The sequence below is a fragment of the Streptomyces sp. AM 4-1-1 genome (assembly GCF_029167625.1).
Classification (GTDB): domain Bacteria; phylum Actinomycetota; class Actinomycetes; order Streptomycetales; family Streptomycetaceae; genus Streptomyces.
This window is the reverse complement of record NZ_CP119145.1, coordinates 111,978-127,846: the sequence shown is the minus strand read 5'-3', so window position 1 is coordinate 127,846 and position 15,869 is coordinate 111,978. Positions and strand designations below refer to the sequence as shown.

Here is a 15,869-nt window from a genome sequence, read left to right as displayed (position 1 = left end):
GGAACCGCGGTGCGCACGCACGACATGCCGCCACCCCCCGCGGAGGGCGGGCAGGCGAGGCACAGTACAGCGGAAGGCGGACCGGGGGACGGGCCGGACGGCTTACCCGACGGGCTCGACATCACCCTGCGGCTGGAGACGGGTCTGCCGCTGCCCCGGCTGACCGCCGTCGTCACCGAGGCCTGCGACCGGGCCGAGGGACGGTCCGAGCGCACGGTCGTGATCGTCCGCCTCCCGAGGGCGCCCGCCGCGGCACGGTCCTGGCCGGGCCCGGTGGACATCCAGCAGATCAACCGCTGGGAGCGTGCCGTACGGAGACTGGAACGCCTGCCCGCGATGAGCATTGCCGTGGCCGGCGGGGCCTGCGGCGGACCCGCCCTCGATCTGCTGCTGGTCAGCGACTACCGGATCGGTGCCCCGGATCTGAGGCTCCTCGCCCCCGTGAACGACGGACAGTTCTGGCCCGGAATGGCCGTATACCGGCTCTCCCAGCAACTCGGCGCCGCCCGCGCCCGGCAGATCGTGCTGTGGGGCGACGACATCGACGCACCCCGCGCCCGGGAACTGGGCCTGATCGACCAGGTGTCGGCGGACACCGATGAGGCCGTCCACACGGCGAGCGTGCTGATGGGCCGCATCTCCGACCGCGAACTCGCCGTCCGGCGACAGCTGTTGCTGGAGGCGCAGACCCTGGAGTTCGACGACGCGCTCGGCGCCCACCTGGCGGCCTGCGACAGGGAACTGCGCCGGCTGACCGCGCTCCAGGCCGGCCGGACACCGGGAGACGCCGCGTGAACGAGAGCACGAGCCGAACGACAGGCGGCCCTCCGCGTGCCTCCGGCGGAGGCCGGTCCGGGGAAGCGACGGCAGGCGGTCCGCTGCCCGCCGCCCCTGCCCCGGCGGGCGACCTGACCGTCGACGCCGCGGCCCTCGCCCGTCACACGGCCGAAGGCGAACGACTCCTCGCGCACCTGCCCTCCGCCCCCGCCCGCACGGAAGCCGAAACCCGCCGCGCGGGCGCCCTCCACGAGGACTGCCGGGCCGCCCGGCACGCCTTCCTCGCCCGGCACGCCGACGCGGTCTACGACACCCTGACCGCCGACCGCACACGGCGGCCCCGTCTGGCCGAACTGGCCGCCGAGGCCGCCGTGCGCTTTCCGGGCCTGGTACCGGACGCCTCCCGGATGGCCGAGGAACGCACACGCGTCCAGGCGCACAAGGAAGGCCGCGAGATCGACCAGGGCATCTTCTTCGGAGCCCTTCTGCGGTCCCCGTCCGCCGGTGCCCACCTCATCGAGTCGATGCTGCGTCCCGTGCCCGGATCGGCCGCCCGCCTGGCCGAATTCCGGAGCTCGGACCGGCTGGAGCTGGACGCCGTGCTCCTGGAACGCCGTGGTGGGGCGGCCCACGTGACCTTCCGCAACGCGCACTGCCTCAACGCCGAGGACACCCGGCTCATCGCGGATCTGGAGACCGCCGTCGACGTCGTCCTCCTCGACGACCGGATACGCGTCGGGGTCCTGCGCGGCGGCCCGGTGGACCATCCGCGCCACGCCGGGAAACGTGTCTTCAGCGCCGGTATCAACCTCAAGGAGCTGCGTGCCGGCGCGATCCCCTTCGTCGGCTTCCTGCTCGGCCGCGAGCTCGGCTACGTCAACAAGATGGCCCGAGGTCTGCTCGACGACGACCCGTTCGGTGCGGTGACCAAGCCCTGGGTGGGCGTCGTCGACTCGTTCGCCATCGGCGGCGGGATGCAACTGCTGCTCGTCCTCGACCGTGTCATCGCCGAGGAGGGGGCCTTCCTCAGCCTGCCCGCCGCCGACGAGGGCATCGTCCCCGGCCTCGGCAACCTCCGGCTCACCCGGCTGACCGGGGCCCGGACGGCCCGCCAGATCATCCTCTCCGGCCGCCGGATTCACACCGACGAGCCCGCCGCGGCCCTGCTGGTCGACGAGGTCGTGCCGACCGCGGGTCTCGACGAGGCCGCGGAGCGCGCCGTACACGACCTGGCGGGCCCGGCCGTGGCCGCCAACCGCGCCATGCTGATCCACGCCGAGGAACCCCTGGACCTCCTGCGCGGCTACCTGGCGGAGTTCGCCGTCGTCCAGGCCCGCCGCATCCACAGTCCCGACGTGCTGGCCAAGGCCGAACGGCACTGGGCCCGCTCCCGGAGCACCGCCGGGCCCACCGCGGTCGAGGGGGCACCCGGATGAGCGGCACGAGCCCCCGTACGGCCCTCCTCGACCGGGAAGCCCTGCATGCCTCGCTCCAGGACCCGGTGCTGGAGTCGATCGGCTTCCTCAACGAGATCATGAGCCGCTACCCGGATGCCGTCTCCTTCGCCCCGGGCGCTCCCCACCCCGACCCGTACGCCGAACTGGACACCACCCGCTACCTGGACCGCTTCGTCTCCCACGTGGCCGCCGCCCCCGGCAGCACCCGCGAGACAGCGGCCCGGCTGCTCTACGAGTACGGGCCCGCGCGGGGCATCGTCAACACCGTCGTGGCCGAGGCGCTGCGCCGCGACCAGGGCATCGACGCCGATCCGGACAGTCTGGTGATCACCGTCGGCGCCCAGGAGGCGATGTTCCTGACGGTGCGGGCCCTCATCGCCACCGAACGGGACCTCCTGGCCGTCGCGGAACCCTGCTTCGTGGGCATCACCAGCGCCGCCGCCCTCCTCGGCGCCGGGGTCGTCCCCGTCCCCGAGGACCGTGACGGCCTCGACGTCGACGCGCTGGCCGAGGCCTGCCGGGCGGCCCGCCGCACCGGCCGCCGCATCCGTGCCTGCTACGTCGCGCCGGACTACGCCAATCCCAGCGGCTCACGCATGGAACGCGGCCGGCGCCTGCGGCTGCTGGCTCTCGCCGAGCGGGAGGACTTCCTGGTCCTGGAGGACAACGCGTACGGCTTCACGGCCGTACCCGGCACCGAACTGCCCGCCCTCAAGGCACTGGACACCACCCGGCGGGTGGTCCACATCGGCACCTTCGCCAAGGTGTGCTTCCCCGGGGCCCGCGTCGGCTACGTCGTCGCCGACCAGAGCGTGCGCACCGCTGGCGGCGTCGTACCGCTCGCCGCCGAACTGGCACGCCTGAAGACCGCCGTCACCGTCAACACCTCCCCGGTCTGCCAGGCACTGATCGCGGGCATGCTGCTGGAACACGGCGGCTCGCTCGCCGAACCGATCCGGACGCGGTCCGCGCTCTACCGGCGCAACCTCACCCACCTGCTGCGGGCACTGGAGCGCGAGAGCGCCGACGGCCTGCCGGAGGGGGTGCGGTGGAACCGTCCCGGCGGCGGCTTCTTCGTCCTCATGCGGCTGCCCGTCCCGGCGGACGAGGCACTGCTGGAGGTGGCCGCGGCCGAGTACGGGGTGCTGTGGACGCCGATGGCCCCCTTCCACCCGGGCGGCGGAGGCACCCACAGCCTGCGGTTGTCGTGCAGTTACCTGGACCCGGACCGGATCGACGAAGGCGTCCGCCGCCTCGTCGCCTTCCTGCGGGCGCGGGCACAGGGCCGGCCGGGAACCGGCACCCCGGCTTTCGAGGAAGGCGTCCGGCGATGAACGAGCGGAGCGTTCCCGTACCACCGCCCGCCCGCCCGGAACAGGACGGCCCCGAGGCTCGAAGCGGCCCCGAGGCATGTCCCCGCCCAGCGGCGCCGAGCGGACGCGAGAAGCAGGGCTGCCCCGCGACCCACGGCGGCCCGGGGCGCGGCGACGTGCCCACGCACCCGACGGCCCGCGACCGCCGCCGCCCCTTCGACCCGCCCCCCGAACTCATGGCCGCGCGCGACCAGGGACCCCTCACCCGCCTGCGCTACCCCGACGGGCACGTCGGCTGGCTGGTCACGGGCCACGAACTGGCCCGCCAGGTCCTCGCCGACCCCCGCTTCAGCGCCCGCTCGGAACTGAAACGGGTGCCGGTGACCCGTCCCGGAACGGACCCCTTCTACGGCAGTCCCGCCCTGCCGGGCTGGCTGGTCGACATGGACGCGCCGCACCACACCCGGCTGCGCCGGCGTCTGATGGGCTGGTTCACGGCCCGCCGCACCCGCGCGCTGACGCCCCGCGTCGAGCGCATCGTGGAGGAGCGGCTGGACGCCATGGCCGCCCTCGGCGAACACGCCGACCTGATCGAGCAGTTCGCGTTGCCCGTCCCCTCGCTCGTGATCTGTGAACTGCTGGGCGTCCCCTACGCCGAACGCGCCGGTTTCCAGCGCAACAGCGCCATCCTCTTCGAGCTCGACGCCACGGCGGAACAGGCTTCCACCGCGATGGAGGAGCTGGACGCCTTCCTCACGGAGCTGGCCGGACACCGACGCCGCAGTCCCGGCGACGACCTGCTGAGCGAACTGGCCCAAGGGGGTGAGCTGTCGACGGCCGAGATCGCCGGTGTGGGCGCCCTGCTGCTGTCGGCGGGCCACGAGACGACGGCGGGCTCCCTCGGACTGGGCGTGTTCGCGCTGTTGTCCCACCCCGACCAGCTCGCCCGCCTGACGGCCGACCCGTCCCTGGCCGCCGGCGCCGTCGAGGAACTCCTGCGCTACCTGACCATCTTCCACTTCGGTGTGCCCCGCTCCCCGTTGGAGGACATCGAGATCGCCGGCCGCCTCCTGCGCGCCGGGGAGTCCGTGACCGTGTCGCTGTCCGCGGCGAACCGCGACCCGGCCCGTTTCGAGGACCCCGATCGTCTCGACGTCACCCGCTCCGCCTCCGGACACCTGGCCTTCGGCCACGGAGCGCACCAGTGCATCGGCCAGCACCTGGCCCGTACCGAGATGCGGATCGCCTTCCCCGCGCTCTTCGCCCGCTTCCCCGGGCTGAGGCTCGCCGTGCCGCCGTCGAGGGTGCCGCTGGGCGAGGACATGGGCTTCTACGGGGTGCACGCGCTGCCGGTCGCCTGGTGAGCGGGCGGCGCCGGTCGCGTCGACGCGCTGCCGCGCGCTCACCGCGCCGGGCCGGCCGGCCCGGCTCCGGGTGCCGTCAGCCGTGCCAGGACCTCCACAGCTCCGCGTACGCTCCGCCGCGGCCCACCAGGTCGTCGTGGGACCCGCTCTCGACGATCAGGCCGTCCTCCATGACCACCACCCGGTCGGCGTCGTGGGCGGTGTGCAGGCGGTGTGCGATCGAGATGACGGTGCCGTTCAGCAGCCCGGCCAGGGACCGCTCCAGGGTGCGGGCCGTATGCGGATCGAGCAGGGCGGTCGCCTCGTCGAGGACCACCACCGGCGGGTCGCGCAGTACCAGCCGTGCCAGCGCCAGTTGCTGGGCCTGGCCCGGGGTCAGCTCGCCCGCTCCGGAGGAGCCCACCTTGTGGTCCGGACCCAGGACGGAGGCCCATCCCCAGGCCGCGACGGCCCGCAGGGCGCGCTCCAGGTCCGCGGGGCCCGCGTCGGGACGGGCGATGAGAAGGTTGTCCGCCAGGCTGCCCCGGAACACGTGGTACTCCTGCGTGACCAGGACGACGTCGCGGCGCGGCTCGGCCGACGACGACTCGGCGAGGGAGGTCCCGCCCAGGGTCACACTGCCCCCGCCGGGTGTGTCGATCCCGGCGAGGAGCCGGCCGAGAGTCGACTTGCCCGCCCCGGACGGGCCCACGATCGCCAGCCGTTCCCCGGGGGACACCCGTAGGTCGATGCCGCGCAGGCTTTCGCGGCCGTCCCGGTAGGAGAAGCGGACCCCCTTCAGCTCGACGCCGCCCTCCGGGGCCGGTTCCGCCCCGGAGGGCGGCGGGGGAGCCGTCGAGGGGGCCTCCGCCTGCCCGGCCGCGTCGCGCACGCCGAGGACGCGGGCCAGGGAGGCGCCGCCGACCTGGAGTTCGTCCATCCAGAAGAGCAGGGTGTCCACGGGCGCGATGATCTGCTGGACGTACAGGGTGGCGGCGGTGACGGCGGCCAGGCCGACCAGCCCGTCGATGTACATCAGCCCGCCGATGACCAGGGTCGCGGCCACGGGAAGGACGTAGCCGGTGTCGGCGATCGGCAGGTAGACGCTGCGCAGGTTCAGCGTGTGGAGCTCGGCCGCGTAGGACGCCGCGATGTCCCCGTCGGTGCGCGTACGGCGCCGCCGGCGCAACCCCAGAGCCTCCACCGTACGGGCGCCCGCGACGGTCTCGGCGAGGTGGTCGGTGAGGTGCGCGTACGAGGCGTTCACGCGCAGGTATCCGGCGCGGGCCCGCCGCAGGTACCAGCGCGTCGACAGCCACAGCACCGGCACGGCGACCAGACAGGGCAGCACCAGCAGCGGATCGGTCAGGCAGACGGCCCCGACGGTCAGTACGACGGTGGTGCCCGCCACCAGGGTGTCGGGAACGGCCCGTTGCACGGTGAGGGCCAGTACGTCGATGTCACGGGTGGTCCTCGTGACCAGTTCACCGGTCCCGACCCGCTCGACCGTGTGGGTCGGCAGGGCCAGCACGCGGTCCACGAACTCCTCGCGCAGGTCGGCCAGCACGGTCTCGCCGAGCCGTAGCGAGAAGAGCCGCGCGAAGCCGGTCAGGACCGCCTGGAGGACCACCGCCGCGCAGATCGTGAGCGCCACCGGGGTGACGGCGACGGTTCCGCCCGCCGCGTTCTGCACGATCCGGCCGAGGAGTTGCGGGACCACCAGCGCGGCGGCACAGGCCAGCGCGTGGAGCAGGAGCGAGCGGGCCAGTGGCCCCCGGTGGCGCAGCATCGTGCGCCGGGCGTAGGAACGCACTTCCCGCTGCGAGGCGATGGGCAGCCGGTCGACGGGCGGGGCCGTAGCGGTCATGCCGTGACCTCCCGGGTGACGACGCCGCGGTAGTCGGGGTCCGCGAGCAGGCTCGGATGATCACCCTCGGCCACCGCCTTGCCGTCCTGGACGAACACGACGTGCTCGGCGTGGGCGAGCAGGATGGGGCTGGTGGTGAACACCACGGTGGTCCGGCCCGCCCGGTACGGTCCCAGACGCCCGGCGACCCGGCCCTCCGTGTGGGCGTCGAGGGCGTTCGTCGGGTCGATCAGGACCAGTACCTCCGGACCGGCGAGCAGGGCGCGGGCCAGGCGGAGCCGCTGCTGCTGGCCGCCGGAGAACTCGCGGCCTCCGCTGATCTCCTGCGCCGGCCCGTCGGGCAGGGCATCGGTCACGTCCTCCGCGGAGGCCGCCTCCAGGGCGCGCAGCACGGCGGCCCGGTCGAATCCGCCGTCCCTGCCGTCCCTGCCGTCACCGTCGTCCCCGCGGCTCGTGTCGCGGGCGTCACGGATGTCGAGTTCGGCGCCCAGCCGGCCCGAGAACAGGGCGGCCCGGTTGTCGGACACCAGGACCCGGCCGCGCACGTCCTCGGTGCGGTAGTCCGACAGTGGCGTCTCGCCGTGCCGGGCCGCCGGGTCGACGTACCGGCCGATGCGGTCCGCCAGGGCCCGCGCGTCCCCGTCCGTGGCGCAGACCACGCCGAGCAGCCGGCCGGGCGGCACGGTCAGGTCCGACCCCGGGTCGTGCAGCCGCAGCTTCTCGTCGGGCAGCGGCCGGGTGCCCGACGGCAGTTCGGGTTTCAGGGCGAGGAGGTCCAGGATGCGGTGAGCCGCCACCGTGGCGCGGGTCAGCTGGTCCAGCATCGTGGTGATCTGCCCCAACTGCTGGGTGAGGAAGACCGTGTACCCGTAGAAGGCGACGAGCAGGCCCGGTTCGAGACGGCCGGTGCTCACCTGGTACGCGCCCAGCCAGACGATGGCGACCAGCAGCATGCCCGGCAGGAGGACCCGCAGAAGGGCGATGCCGGCCACGGTCGCCGCGACCCGTACCCCCTCGGCGCGCACATCCTGCGAGGCGTCACGGTAGTGGCGCGCGTAGACGTCCTCGCCGCCGATGCCGCGCAGCACGCGCAGTCCGTCGATGATGTCGACCGACAGGTCGGTGAGTGCGCCCTGCCGGTCACGCAGCCGTTCCTGCCGGCCGTGCAACAGCCGCATCAGCCGGGCGGCGGCGGCCACGATCAACGGTACGCCGACGAGGACGACGAGCCCCAGCTGCCACGACGTGACCAGCATGAACACGGACGCGAAGAGGATCGAGGCGATGGCCCCGCCGCCGCGTGCGGTGCCCTCGACGGCGGTGCCGAGGGAGCCGACGTCCATGGCGCTGACAGCGACCACCGAGCCGGTGGAGGCCCGCCGGGGCAACTCCGCGCCGAGCTCGGTGGCCTGCCGGACGACCAACTGGGTGGCACGGTAGGCCGCCCCGAACCGGTTCGTGGCCGACGCCCGGTCGCGCAGCGTCCCGACGACGGCCTGGAGGACGCCGAGCAGCAGCACCGCCCCGCCCCACACCAGCAGCGCGCCCCGGTCACGGGGGAGCAGCCCCCGGTCGATGCCGAGGCCGATGGCCACCGGCACCAGTGCCTGCGCGAGCGTGCACAGCACACCGAACACGGTGGCCAGGACGAGGCTGTCCCGGTGCCGGGTCGCGAGCCACACCAGGAAGCGGACGGGAGAGGTGGTGACCGGGTCACCCGGATCGGGGACGGGGAAGTGGCCGCGGCCGCCGAGGGCCTTTCTCACGGTTTGGTGCCGATGGTCAGGCCGTGCTCGTAGGGGTGGTCGGTGAGGGTCCGTACGCCGGTGAAACCGGCCCGGCGCGCCCATTCCTCGTAGTCACGGGCGGGGTAGGCCATGCCCTGCCCGCTGGCGAGCACGTTGAGGTAGAGGGAGAGCCGGGCGGAGTACCAGCCCCGCGTCTCGTCGTCGGAGACGTTGTAGCCGTAGACGAACACCCGTCCGCCGGAGGGCAGGACGGAGCACGCCTTCGTCAGCAGCGCTGTTATCTGTTCGCCGGAGAAGATCTCCAGCACGTGGCTGAAGAGCACCGCGTCCGCGCCGTCGGGGAAGGGGTCGGCGAACAGGTCGCCGGGGTGCAGCGCGATGCGCCCGCCGCCGGCCTCGCCGGCCGTGCCGCGGCCCGCCGCGAGCTGCGACACCGACGGGATGTCGAAGATGGTCGAACGCAGCCGGGGGTGACGGGCGATCAGCCGCTCGCTGGTCGTACCGTCGCCGCCGCCCACGTCGAGGAGGTGACGCACGGTGGCGAACTCCTCGCACTCCACCAGCGAGTCGAGGCTCTTGAGCGTGAAGGCGCTCATGCTGCGGTGGAAGACGGTCTCCAGTTCCGGGTTGTGCGACAGCCTGCGGTAGAGGGTCGGCTCGTCGCCGGGGTGTGCCGCCAGCGCCGTGTTGGTGCCGGCGGCGAGGGCCTCGCTCATGCGCGCGAAGGCCGGGTAGTAGATCTCCTTCCAGCCGGTGAGGATGTGGCGCCAGCTGTCGGGCCCGTCGGGAACCAGGAGCTCCTCGGCGGCCGGGGCGTTGTGGTAGCCGCCGTCCGCCCGCCGCTCCAGCAGGCCGGTGGTGCACACGGCGTGCAGCAGGACCCGCAGCGAGTGGGCGGGGACACCGGTGGTCCGGCGCAGCTCTTCGAAGGACGCTCCGGGGTGTTCGGCGAGTAACGCGAAGAGGTCCCATTCGAGCGCGGTGACGACGGCGTTGAAGAGCGCCGGAGCGTTCACCAGGAAGTGGAAGCGCTCGACGACGGGATCGACGGCGTTCCGGTCGTCCCGAGGAGGCGTGTTACGCGGCGGCTGGTGGTCGGAGTCGGCAGACGGATTCACTTCCGTACCTCTCGTCGACAGATCGGCGCGGGCCGGACGGCGACTCCGCGACCAGTTGCAAGATCATGTTTGCGTTTGCGCAGTCGCATGCTCACACAGGCCCGATATGCCCACAAGAACGATCGTCGCGATCCGGCCGACGTCCGCCCGGCCCCGACACCCGGGACGCGGCGGCCGGGCGCGGGACGCCCTCCGGGACGGTGCCGTCCGACGGCACGGCCGATCCCCGCGCCCTCATGACGGGGAGGGAACGTCCGCATACGGGCATCACCGACCACAGGCTCGAACGCCTTCGCGGGCCCGCCCTCGCGCCGTGCCCACGACGTACCGGGCCGGGCCGGCCGGAGCCCCCGGCGCACCCGGCGCAGGACCGGGCCAACGTCGGCCGATTCCGGGCGGTCCCCACATGAGCCGTCCCGGCCCTCCTGAAGCTGGGAGGTGTGGTGGTGGGTGTGCGGGGTGCGGGCTGAACCGGTGTGTTGCTGGTCTACCGAGAGGCGGGACGAGTGGTCCGAGCGGGGGTCTCAGGGTGTGCGGGCCGGGGGCTGCCTGTTCTCGGCGGCACCACGGCAGGCCAACTCGCGGGGCGAGCCGGTACGAGCGGACCCGGGTCGCCGGCCTCGCCCCGCGGAACGCGATCCGCGCCGCCCGCGCCACACCGGACGCCGCGCGGGACGGAGCCCCGGCCGCGACCGCTTCCGCCACCGCACGCGCCGACAACCACAACCCCGATCAGGCGGCGGCCGCGCCGCACGCCGTCGACCGGGCCGGCCGAGTGGGGACGGCGTCAGTGCCCTGTACCGACCTCCGCGTCGGCTCTGTGTTGTCCGGTGCGGGGCTGATCGTCGTCCGGCAGGGCGGGCCGGGGGCCTTCGTCGGGCACAACCACCAGGCGTACGGCCATGTGCCGTGAGCCGGGCGGGTGGTCACCGGGCTCGCTCAGGTACTTGCGCAGCAGCGCCTGGTATTCCTCGACGAACGTGGCGACCTGCTCCTTCGTCATCCGCAGTCCGGCGCGGTAGATCTGGTTCCAGCCTGCGGCGGAGTCGTAACCGGTGTAGGCGCTCACGACCAGGTTTAGATCATGGGTCATCTTGAGCGCGCCGATCTTGACCGCGGCCTCGCGTTCGTCGGCCGTCAACTCCAGGCCCGGCGGCGTGAAGATGTCCGTCATGAGCGACTTCCACCAGCGTTCCCGGCCGGTGGACCGCTCCTCGATCTCGGCGATCAGCTTGAGGCCGGCGAGTTTGCGCAGGTGGTAGCTGGTGGTGCCTGTGCTTTCGCCGAGGGCCTTGGCGACGCTGGTGGAGTTCGCCTCGCCGTGCTCTCCGAGGTAGCTCAGGATGTCGCGGCGCACCGGGTTGGACAGTGCCTTGTAAAAGGCTTTGAGGTCCGGGCCGGTGAGCACTCTCTTCTCGGGGCGCTCGACCATACCGGCCAGCGTACTGCAGAGACCCTCTGCAGTAACCGCAGAGATTATTTGCAGAATGTCTCTGTAATCGCTACGTTGGTTCGAGAGGGCGCCGACGGGGCGCCGGGACGTTCGGGGGTCCGGATGCGAAAGAACCTGGCCGGGGTGCCGCTGAGGTCCGCAGAGACGGTACTGCTGGTGCCGTGGCCCGCGGTACTGGTGCGGCGTGGTGGCCACCGGGCACCGCTGGTGTCGATCGCGACGGCCGTGCTGTTACTGGCCGGCGCTTGGTGCGACTTCATGAGGGCCGGGCACTGCCTCCTCATTTCGCCGGCGCCGGCCTGCACACCGGAACTGCCATTTGCGGCATTGTGTGTAGTCGTCGCGCTGAGACCGTCAGGAGTGGCGTCCGCTCAGGCGACAGTGGTGCGGCGGGTGGCCGTCCATGTCTGAATCAATGGATGCCCGGATGCGGGACGAGATCGACGATCAGGTCGCGGAGGCGTTCGACGCCTACCTGGCCGACAGGCTGGCCGAACCGGGGCCGCTGCGCGCATCACTGGCGCGGAGGCGCAGCACCGGACTGGTGCTGGGCACGGTCGCTTTGGGCGCACTGGCCACGGCGTTGGCACCTGACGGAAGCGCCGCCGTCTGCTGGATCTGGGGTGCGATCGCGGTGACAGACCTCGCCTGGCTGCTGACCGGACACCGCGGTTGACGGCCCGTCGACCGGCCCTCGTCCACCAGTCGATCGCACTTGACCCAGGGAGTTGAGTCTCGTGGCGGCCGACCGACCGAACGAGACGAGGCTGGAAGCGATGAAGTGCTTCGCGCAGGGGTGCTCGCTCCCGTTACGAACCCATCAGCGGAGTACGCCGCTCACTCCGCGCCGCTGGTCGGTACATGGAAGCGTCCTCGCCTCCCAACGAGTTCGATGAGACCGCCGATCGGGCGGACAAGGATCAGATGATCTGCCGCGACTCCTGGCCGAGGCTGATGACCGAGTGCGACGGCTGATTTCGTCGTCGTCCGGGACGGTGGATCAGGGCAGACGGTTCCCGGTGGGAGAAGGCCCCCGGATCAGCTCTGTTCAGTTGCTCGCTGAGCACACTCGGCTGATCTTTCCTTCCACTGGTCTGCCGTCATCCGCCAGATGACGCCAATCCCCATTTCGCCGGGAGCGACCGGTCCTTCACGTGCTTGTACGCGTTCGATCTCAGTGAATGCCAGGCGGCGGGCGACGGCTCCGCTGGCAGGGTTGGCAGCGTCGTGATGGATCTCGATGCGGTCGGTGCCCGCCAGTTGGAAGCCCTGGCCGGTGAGGGCCTCAGCGGCCGTCGTGGCCAGGCCCCGTCCGGTCCGGTGAGGGTGAAGCCAGTAGCCGATTTCGAGGCCGCCCGTACCGATGCGGCGCATGAGGCCGCAACTGCCGATCACCGCGGCATCGGACGTGATCGCGTAGCCGAAGGCCTGCTCGGTCTCCCACTCTTCGTGGCTCCGGGCGAGGAAGTCATGGGTTTGCTGTCTGCCGGGATCAGCTGCCCAGGGCATCCATGGCACCAGATGGTCCAAAGACTCGTAGATCGCCCGTTCCAAGGCGTCAAGATCGCTCATGCGCCACCGGCGCAGTGCGACCTGGTCGGAACTGAGGTTTTCGGCGGGCTTTTCCATGCGGCGGATGATCTCGCAGCCTGACTGAGGCGGACAACGTAATATCAGCTGCCCGGTGCCTGGCCGGGCATGGTCGGGCTCCTCAGCCGGGAGCGACGTCACTGCTTGTGCGTGTCCACGGGGTTTTCGGACCGTCCGTCGCCGTCCGAACTGGTGACAGACGCTGCTGCTGGAGAGCGAACGAGGTCATACGCACAGAAGGCGGACTGCATGGTCGCGTTGCTGCGCACGGTGATGAAGACCGCCCGGTTCACGTACTGCGTGGATCACCGGACGGGAGGCTCGCGTGGCCATGCGTGCTTTCCTGTTCCCGGTCGCCGACCGGTTCTGCGTCCAGGCGGCGGGGGCCGGAGGACCAGATCACCAGTGGCGCTTTTGACCAGCGGCAGATCCGGTGCGAGGCCCACCACAGGTGATCGCCGAGAGTGCGGTTTGCGGGCGGCTGCCTTCACCGTGTGCGGCTGGCCCGAGCAGCCGGAACAGGGCCGGTTCGAACGGTTCGGTCAGTTGAAGGCCCGGCGTTTGCTGACCAGGACGCCGACCCGGCACGCTACGCCGCACTGCCCGTCTCCTGCGTCACGGCCCGGCGCCTGCTCTTCAGCCGCGCCCGGCCGCGCCCGGGCGAGGGCGTGCTGCTGTTCGGCGCGACCGGCGGCGTCGCCTGCGCCCGGCTCGCCCTGCGCGCAGGGGCCGGGCCTGTGTTCGTTGGTGTGCTGGAACTCCGCCTCCGCGGCGCTGTACCGGCCCTGGTCGTCCCGGCTCGCGGCCGGTGTGGCGACACTGCCGTTCAGTACTACGGGTACCGAGGGGATCGTCACGCTGCCCGTTGACGGCCATCTCTCGGCGGGGCCGCTCGCTGTCGGTCAGGGACACTTCGCATTCGTACCGAGGCAGGACCTGGATGACGGCGGTCCCCTGCCTGAGGACGCCTCTGCCCTGGGCTATGACGAACTCGAACCCGGCGCGGACTACCGGCTCGTCATGAGCCAGGCCAACGGGCTCTACCGCTATGACGTGGGTGACGTGTACCGCGTCGTCGGCGCGGTCGGTGCCACGCCACGGCTGGAGTTCCTGGCACGTGCGGGGTTCCAGTCCACCTTCACCGGCGAGAAACTCACCGAATCCGATGTGCACACCGCCGTGATGCGGGTCCTCGGCAGTGAGCGCACCGGTCATCCGCACTTCTGCGGCGTCCCGGTCCGGGACACCCCGCCTCATTATCTCGTCGCTGTCGAGTGGGCCGACGTCCACGGCGCGTTGAACGTGCAGGACACCGCCCGCCGCATCGACGCGACCCTTCAGGAAGTCAACGTGGAATACGCCGAGAAGCGCCGCAGCGGACGGCTGCGGCCCCTGCAGGTCCTGCCCCTGGTGCCCGGGGCCTTCGGCCGGATCGCCGAACGAAGGTTCCGCCAGGGCGCCGCAGGAGCCCAGATCAAGCACCACTGGCTGCGGAAGGACTCGGCGTTCCTCGACACCGCGCGCGACCTCGTCCGCGCCCGCCCGGGGACGTGACGGCATGCGCATCGGATTCGCCGCGCCCATGTCCGGTCCCTGGGCCACCGCGGACACCGCCGTGCACGTCGCCCGCACCGCCGAGCAGCTCGGATACGCCTCGCTCTGGACCTACCAGCGTGTCCTCGGCGCGCCCGACGACTCCTGGGGCGAGGCCAACCGCAGCGTCCATGACCCCCTGACCACCCTGGCGTTCCTGGCCGCGCACACCACCGGGATCCGGCTCGGTGTCGCCGTCCTGGTCATGCCGCTGCACACTCCCGCGGTGCTGGCCAAGCAGCTCACCACCCTCGACCATCTCTCCGGGGGCCGGCTCGAGGTGGGTCTCGGCAACGGCTGGGCCGCCGAGGAGTACGCTGCCGCCGGCGTTCCCCCCACCGGCACCGGCCGCCGCGCCGAGGACTTCCTCGCCTGCCTGCACGCCCTGTGGGCCGAGCAGGACGTGGTGGAACACGACGGCCCCTTCTACCGCGTCCCGCCCGCCCGGTTCGGCCCCAGGCCCGTCCAGTCCCCGCATCCGCCGCTGCTCCTGGGCGGCGCCGCGCCCGCCGCACTGCGCCGCGCGGGACGTCTCTGTGACGGCTGGATCGCGAGCAGCAAGGCCGGCCCGGCCGCCATCCGTGACGCCATCACCGTCGTGCGCGACAGTGCGGAGCGCGCCGGACGCGACCCCGCGGCCCTGCGGTTCGTCTGCCGTGCCCCGGTGCGGCTGCGGACCCGGTCGGTTCCCGGCGGGCCGCCGCTGACCGGCACCGCGGACAGCATCCGGGCCGCTCTCGCCGCGCTCGCCGACACCGGCCTGACCGAGATCTTCCTGGACCCCAACTTCGACCCCGAGATCGGCTCACCGGACGCGCCGGCCGGCGACGTGCGACGCCGCGTCGACCTGCTGCTGCATGAACTGGCCCCCGCAACCTGGTGAGAGGACAAGAACACTGCTGATCGCGCGTGCTGCCGTCGGAGACGACGAACGTACGCCCGTGTCGACACCGACGCGGGGCTGATCCATCTCCTGTCCGGCACTCCCTGCGACGAGATCCGGCCGACCGGCGCGACCAGTCGCTGGCCGAGGTCCGCCTGCTCGCCCCGGCCGAGCCCAGCAGAATGCTGGTCGCAGGCCGTAATTACGGCGACGTCGTCACGCCGGACCTGGTGGTCTTCATGAAGCCTCCACCTCCGTCATCGGCCCTGCGGGCGCACGGCGCCTGGCGGAAGCCCTGGCGACGCGGCCCGCAGTCCTGACCGACGACCGATCCCCGGCACCCCGGGCCCTCGGCGATCTACTCATCGAGCTCCGCAGGGCAGGCGCCTCGGCGATCTCGCCGCCGATCTGCGTCGAGTGCGGCAAGAAGTTACGAACCTTCCAGCGGCAGGGCCAGGACTGGTACTGCTCGGTGTGCGGGCAGGAGACCACCGAGTGCACCGTCTGCGGCGACGTCCGACGCGTCGGCTTCCGGGAGCAAGGGCTTGCCGCGCTGCAAGATGTGTCCTGACAACGACGACCGTGATCCGGTAACGGTCGTCCACGAGGTCATCACCGCGATCGCACCGGACGCCGACCGCGACGTGATCGCCGAAGCCCTCCGCAGCACGGCACCCCAGGGTCCGACCTATCGACAGAGAGTGGCCCGGGCCCTGGAGGAGAACCC

At 72.2% G+C, this 15,869-nt stretch carries 13 protein-coding genes; 7 read left to right on the top strand and 6 right to left on the bottom strand.

Annotated elements, in window-relative coordinates; genetic code table 11:
* Positions 1 to 9: 9 nt before the first annotated feature.
* The 4 genes from dpgB to PZB75_RS00605 all read left to right on the top strand — a co-directional run bounded on the left by dpgB (position 10) and on the right by PZB75_RS00605 (position 4,911).
* Positions 10 to 795 carry an enoyl-CoA-hydratase DpgB gene (dpgB, locus tag PZB75_RS00620; protein ID WP_275533291.1) on the top strand — a complete coding sequence of 262 codons (786 nt, stop codon included), beginning with the start codon at positions 10 to 12 and terminating at the stop codon, positions 793 to 795.
* Positions 792 to 2,213: a (3,5-dihydroxyphenyl)acetyl-CoA 1,2-dioxygenase DpgC gene (dpgC, locus tag PZB75_RS00615; RefSeq protein WP_275533290.1), complete on the top strand. Its 1,422-nt coding sequence runs from the start codon at positions 792 to 794 to the stop codon at positions 2,211 to 2,213. The genes dpgB and dpgC overlap by 4 nt, the downstream gene beginning before the upstream one ends.
* A complete protein-coding gene (locus PZB75_RS00610; protein ID WP_275533289.1) occupies positions 2,210 to 3,568 on the top strand; it encodes a PLP-dependent aminotransferase family protein in 1,359 nt (452 codons plus the stop codon). The genes dpgC and PZB75_RS00610 overlap by 4 nt, the downstream gene beginning before the upstream one ends.
* Positions 3,569 to 3,783: 215 nt before the next feature.
* Positions 3,784 to 4,911 carry a cytochrome P450 gene (locus PZB75_RS00605; protein ID WP_343286272.1) on the top strand — a complete coding sequence of 376 codons (1,128 nt, stop codon included), beginning with the start codon at positions 3,784 to 3,786 and terminating at the stop codon, positions 4,909 to 4,911.
* Between the two features lie 76 nt (positions 4,912 to 4,987).
* Here PZB75_RS00605 and PZB75_RS00600 read toward each other — a convergent pair whose 3' ends face one another.
* The 4 genes from PZB75_RS00600 to PZB75_RS00585 all read right to left on the bottom strand — a co-directional run bounded on the left by PZB75_RS00600 (position 4,988) and on the right by PZB75_RS00585 (position 11,055).
* Positions 4,988 to 6,757: an ABC transporter ATP-binding protein gene (locus PZB75_RS00600; protein ID WP_275533287.1), complete on the bottom strand. Its 1,770-nt coding sequence runs from the start codon at positions 6,755 to 6,757 to the stop codon at positions 4,988 to 4,990.
* Positions 6,754 to 8,523, bottom strand: a complete 1,770-nt coding sequence (locus tag PZB75_RS00595) for an ABC transporter ATP-binding protein (RefSeq protein WP_275533286.1) — start codon at positions 8,521 to 8,523, stop codon at positions 6,754 to 6,756. Before PZB75_RS00595 ends, PZB75_RS00600 begins: the two co-directional genes overlap by 4 nt.
* Positions 8,520 to 9,623, bottom strand: a complete 1,104-nt coding sequence (locus PZB75_RS00590; protein WP_275533285.1) for a methyltransferase — start codon at positions 9,621 to 9,623, stop codon at positions 8,520 to 8,522. Before PZB75_RS00590 ends, PZB75_RS00595 begins: the two co-directional genes overlap by 4 nt.
* Before the next feature lie 787 nt (positions 9,624 to 10,410).
* Positions 10,411 to 11,055 carry a helix-turn-helix domain-containing protein gene (locus tag PZB75_RS00585; protein ID WP_275533284.1) on the bottom strand — a complete coding sequence of 215 codons (645 nt, stop codon included), beginning with the start codon at positions 11,053 to 11,055 and terminating at the stop codon, positions 10,411 to 10,413.
* A gap of 424 nt (positions 11,056 to 11,479) precedes the next feature.
* Between PZB75_RS00585 and PZB75_RS00580 the strand changes: the two genes are divergently transcribed.
* The gene (locus PZB75_RS00580; protein ID WP_275533283.1) at positions 11,480 to 11,752 is read left to right on the top strand and encodes a hypothetical protein; all 273 of its coding nucleotides are present in this window, start codon (positions 11,480 to 11,482) and stop codon (positions 11,750 to 11,752) included.
* A gap of 362 nt (positions 11,753 to 12,114) precedes the next feature.
* Here the strand turns inward: PZB75_RS00580 and PZB75_RS00575 are convergent, their stop codons facing one another.
* Entirely contained in the window at positions 12,115 to 12,705 is a 591-nt protein-coding gene (locus PZB75_RS00575; RefSeq protein ID WP_275533282.1) for a GNAT family N-acetyltransferase, read from the bottom strand.
* Between the two features lie 503 nt (positions 12,706 to 13,208).
* The gene (locus PZB75_RS00570) at positions 13,209 to 13,523 is read right to left on the bottom strand and encodes a hypothetical protein (RefSeq protein ID WP_275538924.1); all 315 of its coding nucleotides are present in this window, start codon (positions 13,521 to 13,523) and stop codon (positions 13,209 to 13,211) included.
* Between PZB75_RS00570 and PZB75_RS00565 the strand changes: the two genes are divergently transcribed.
* Both PZB75_RS00565 and PZB75_RS00560 read left to right on the top strand, forming a co-directional pair.
* Positions 13,414 to 14,220: a GH3 auxin-responsive promoter family protein gene (locus PZB75_RS00565; protein WP_275533281.1), complete on the top strand. Its 807-nt coding sequence runs from the start codon at positions 13,414 to 13,416 to the stop codon at positions 14,218 to 14,220. The genes PZB75_RS00570 and PZB75_RS00565 overlap by 110 nt on opposite strands.
* A gap of 4 nt (positions 14,221 to 14,224) precedes the next feature.
* Positions 14,225 to 15,142, top strand: a complete 918-nt coding sequence (locus PZB75_RS00560) for a TIGR03619 family F420-dependent LLM class oxidoreductase (protein WP_275533280.1) — start codon at positions 14,225 to 14,227, stop codon at positions 15,140 to 15,142.
* Positions 15,143 to 15,869 lie beyond the last annotated feature (727 nt).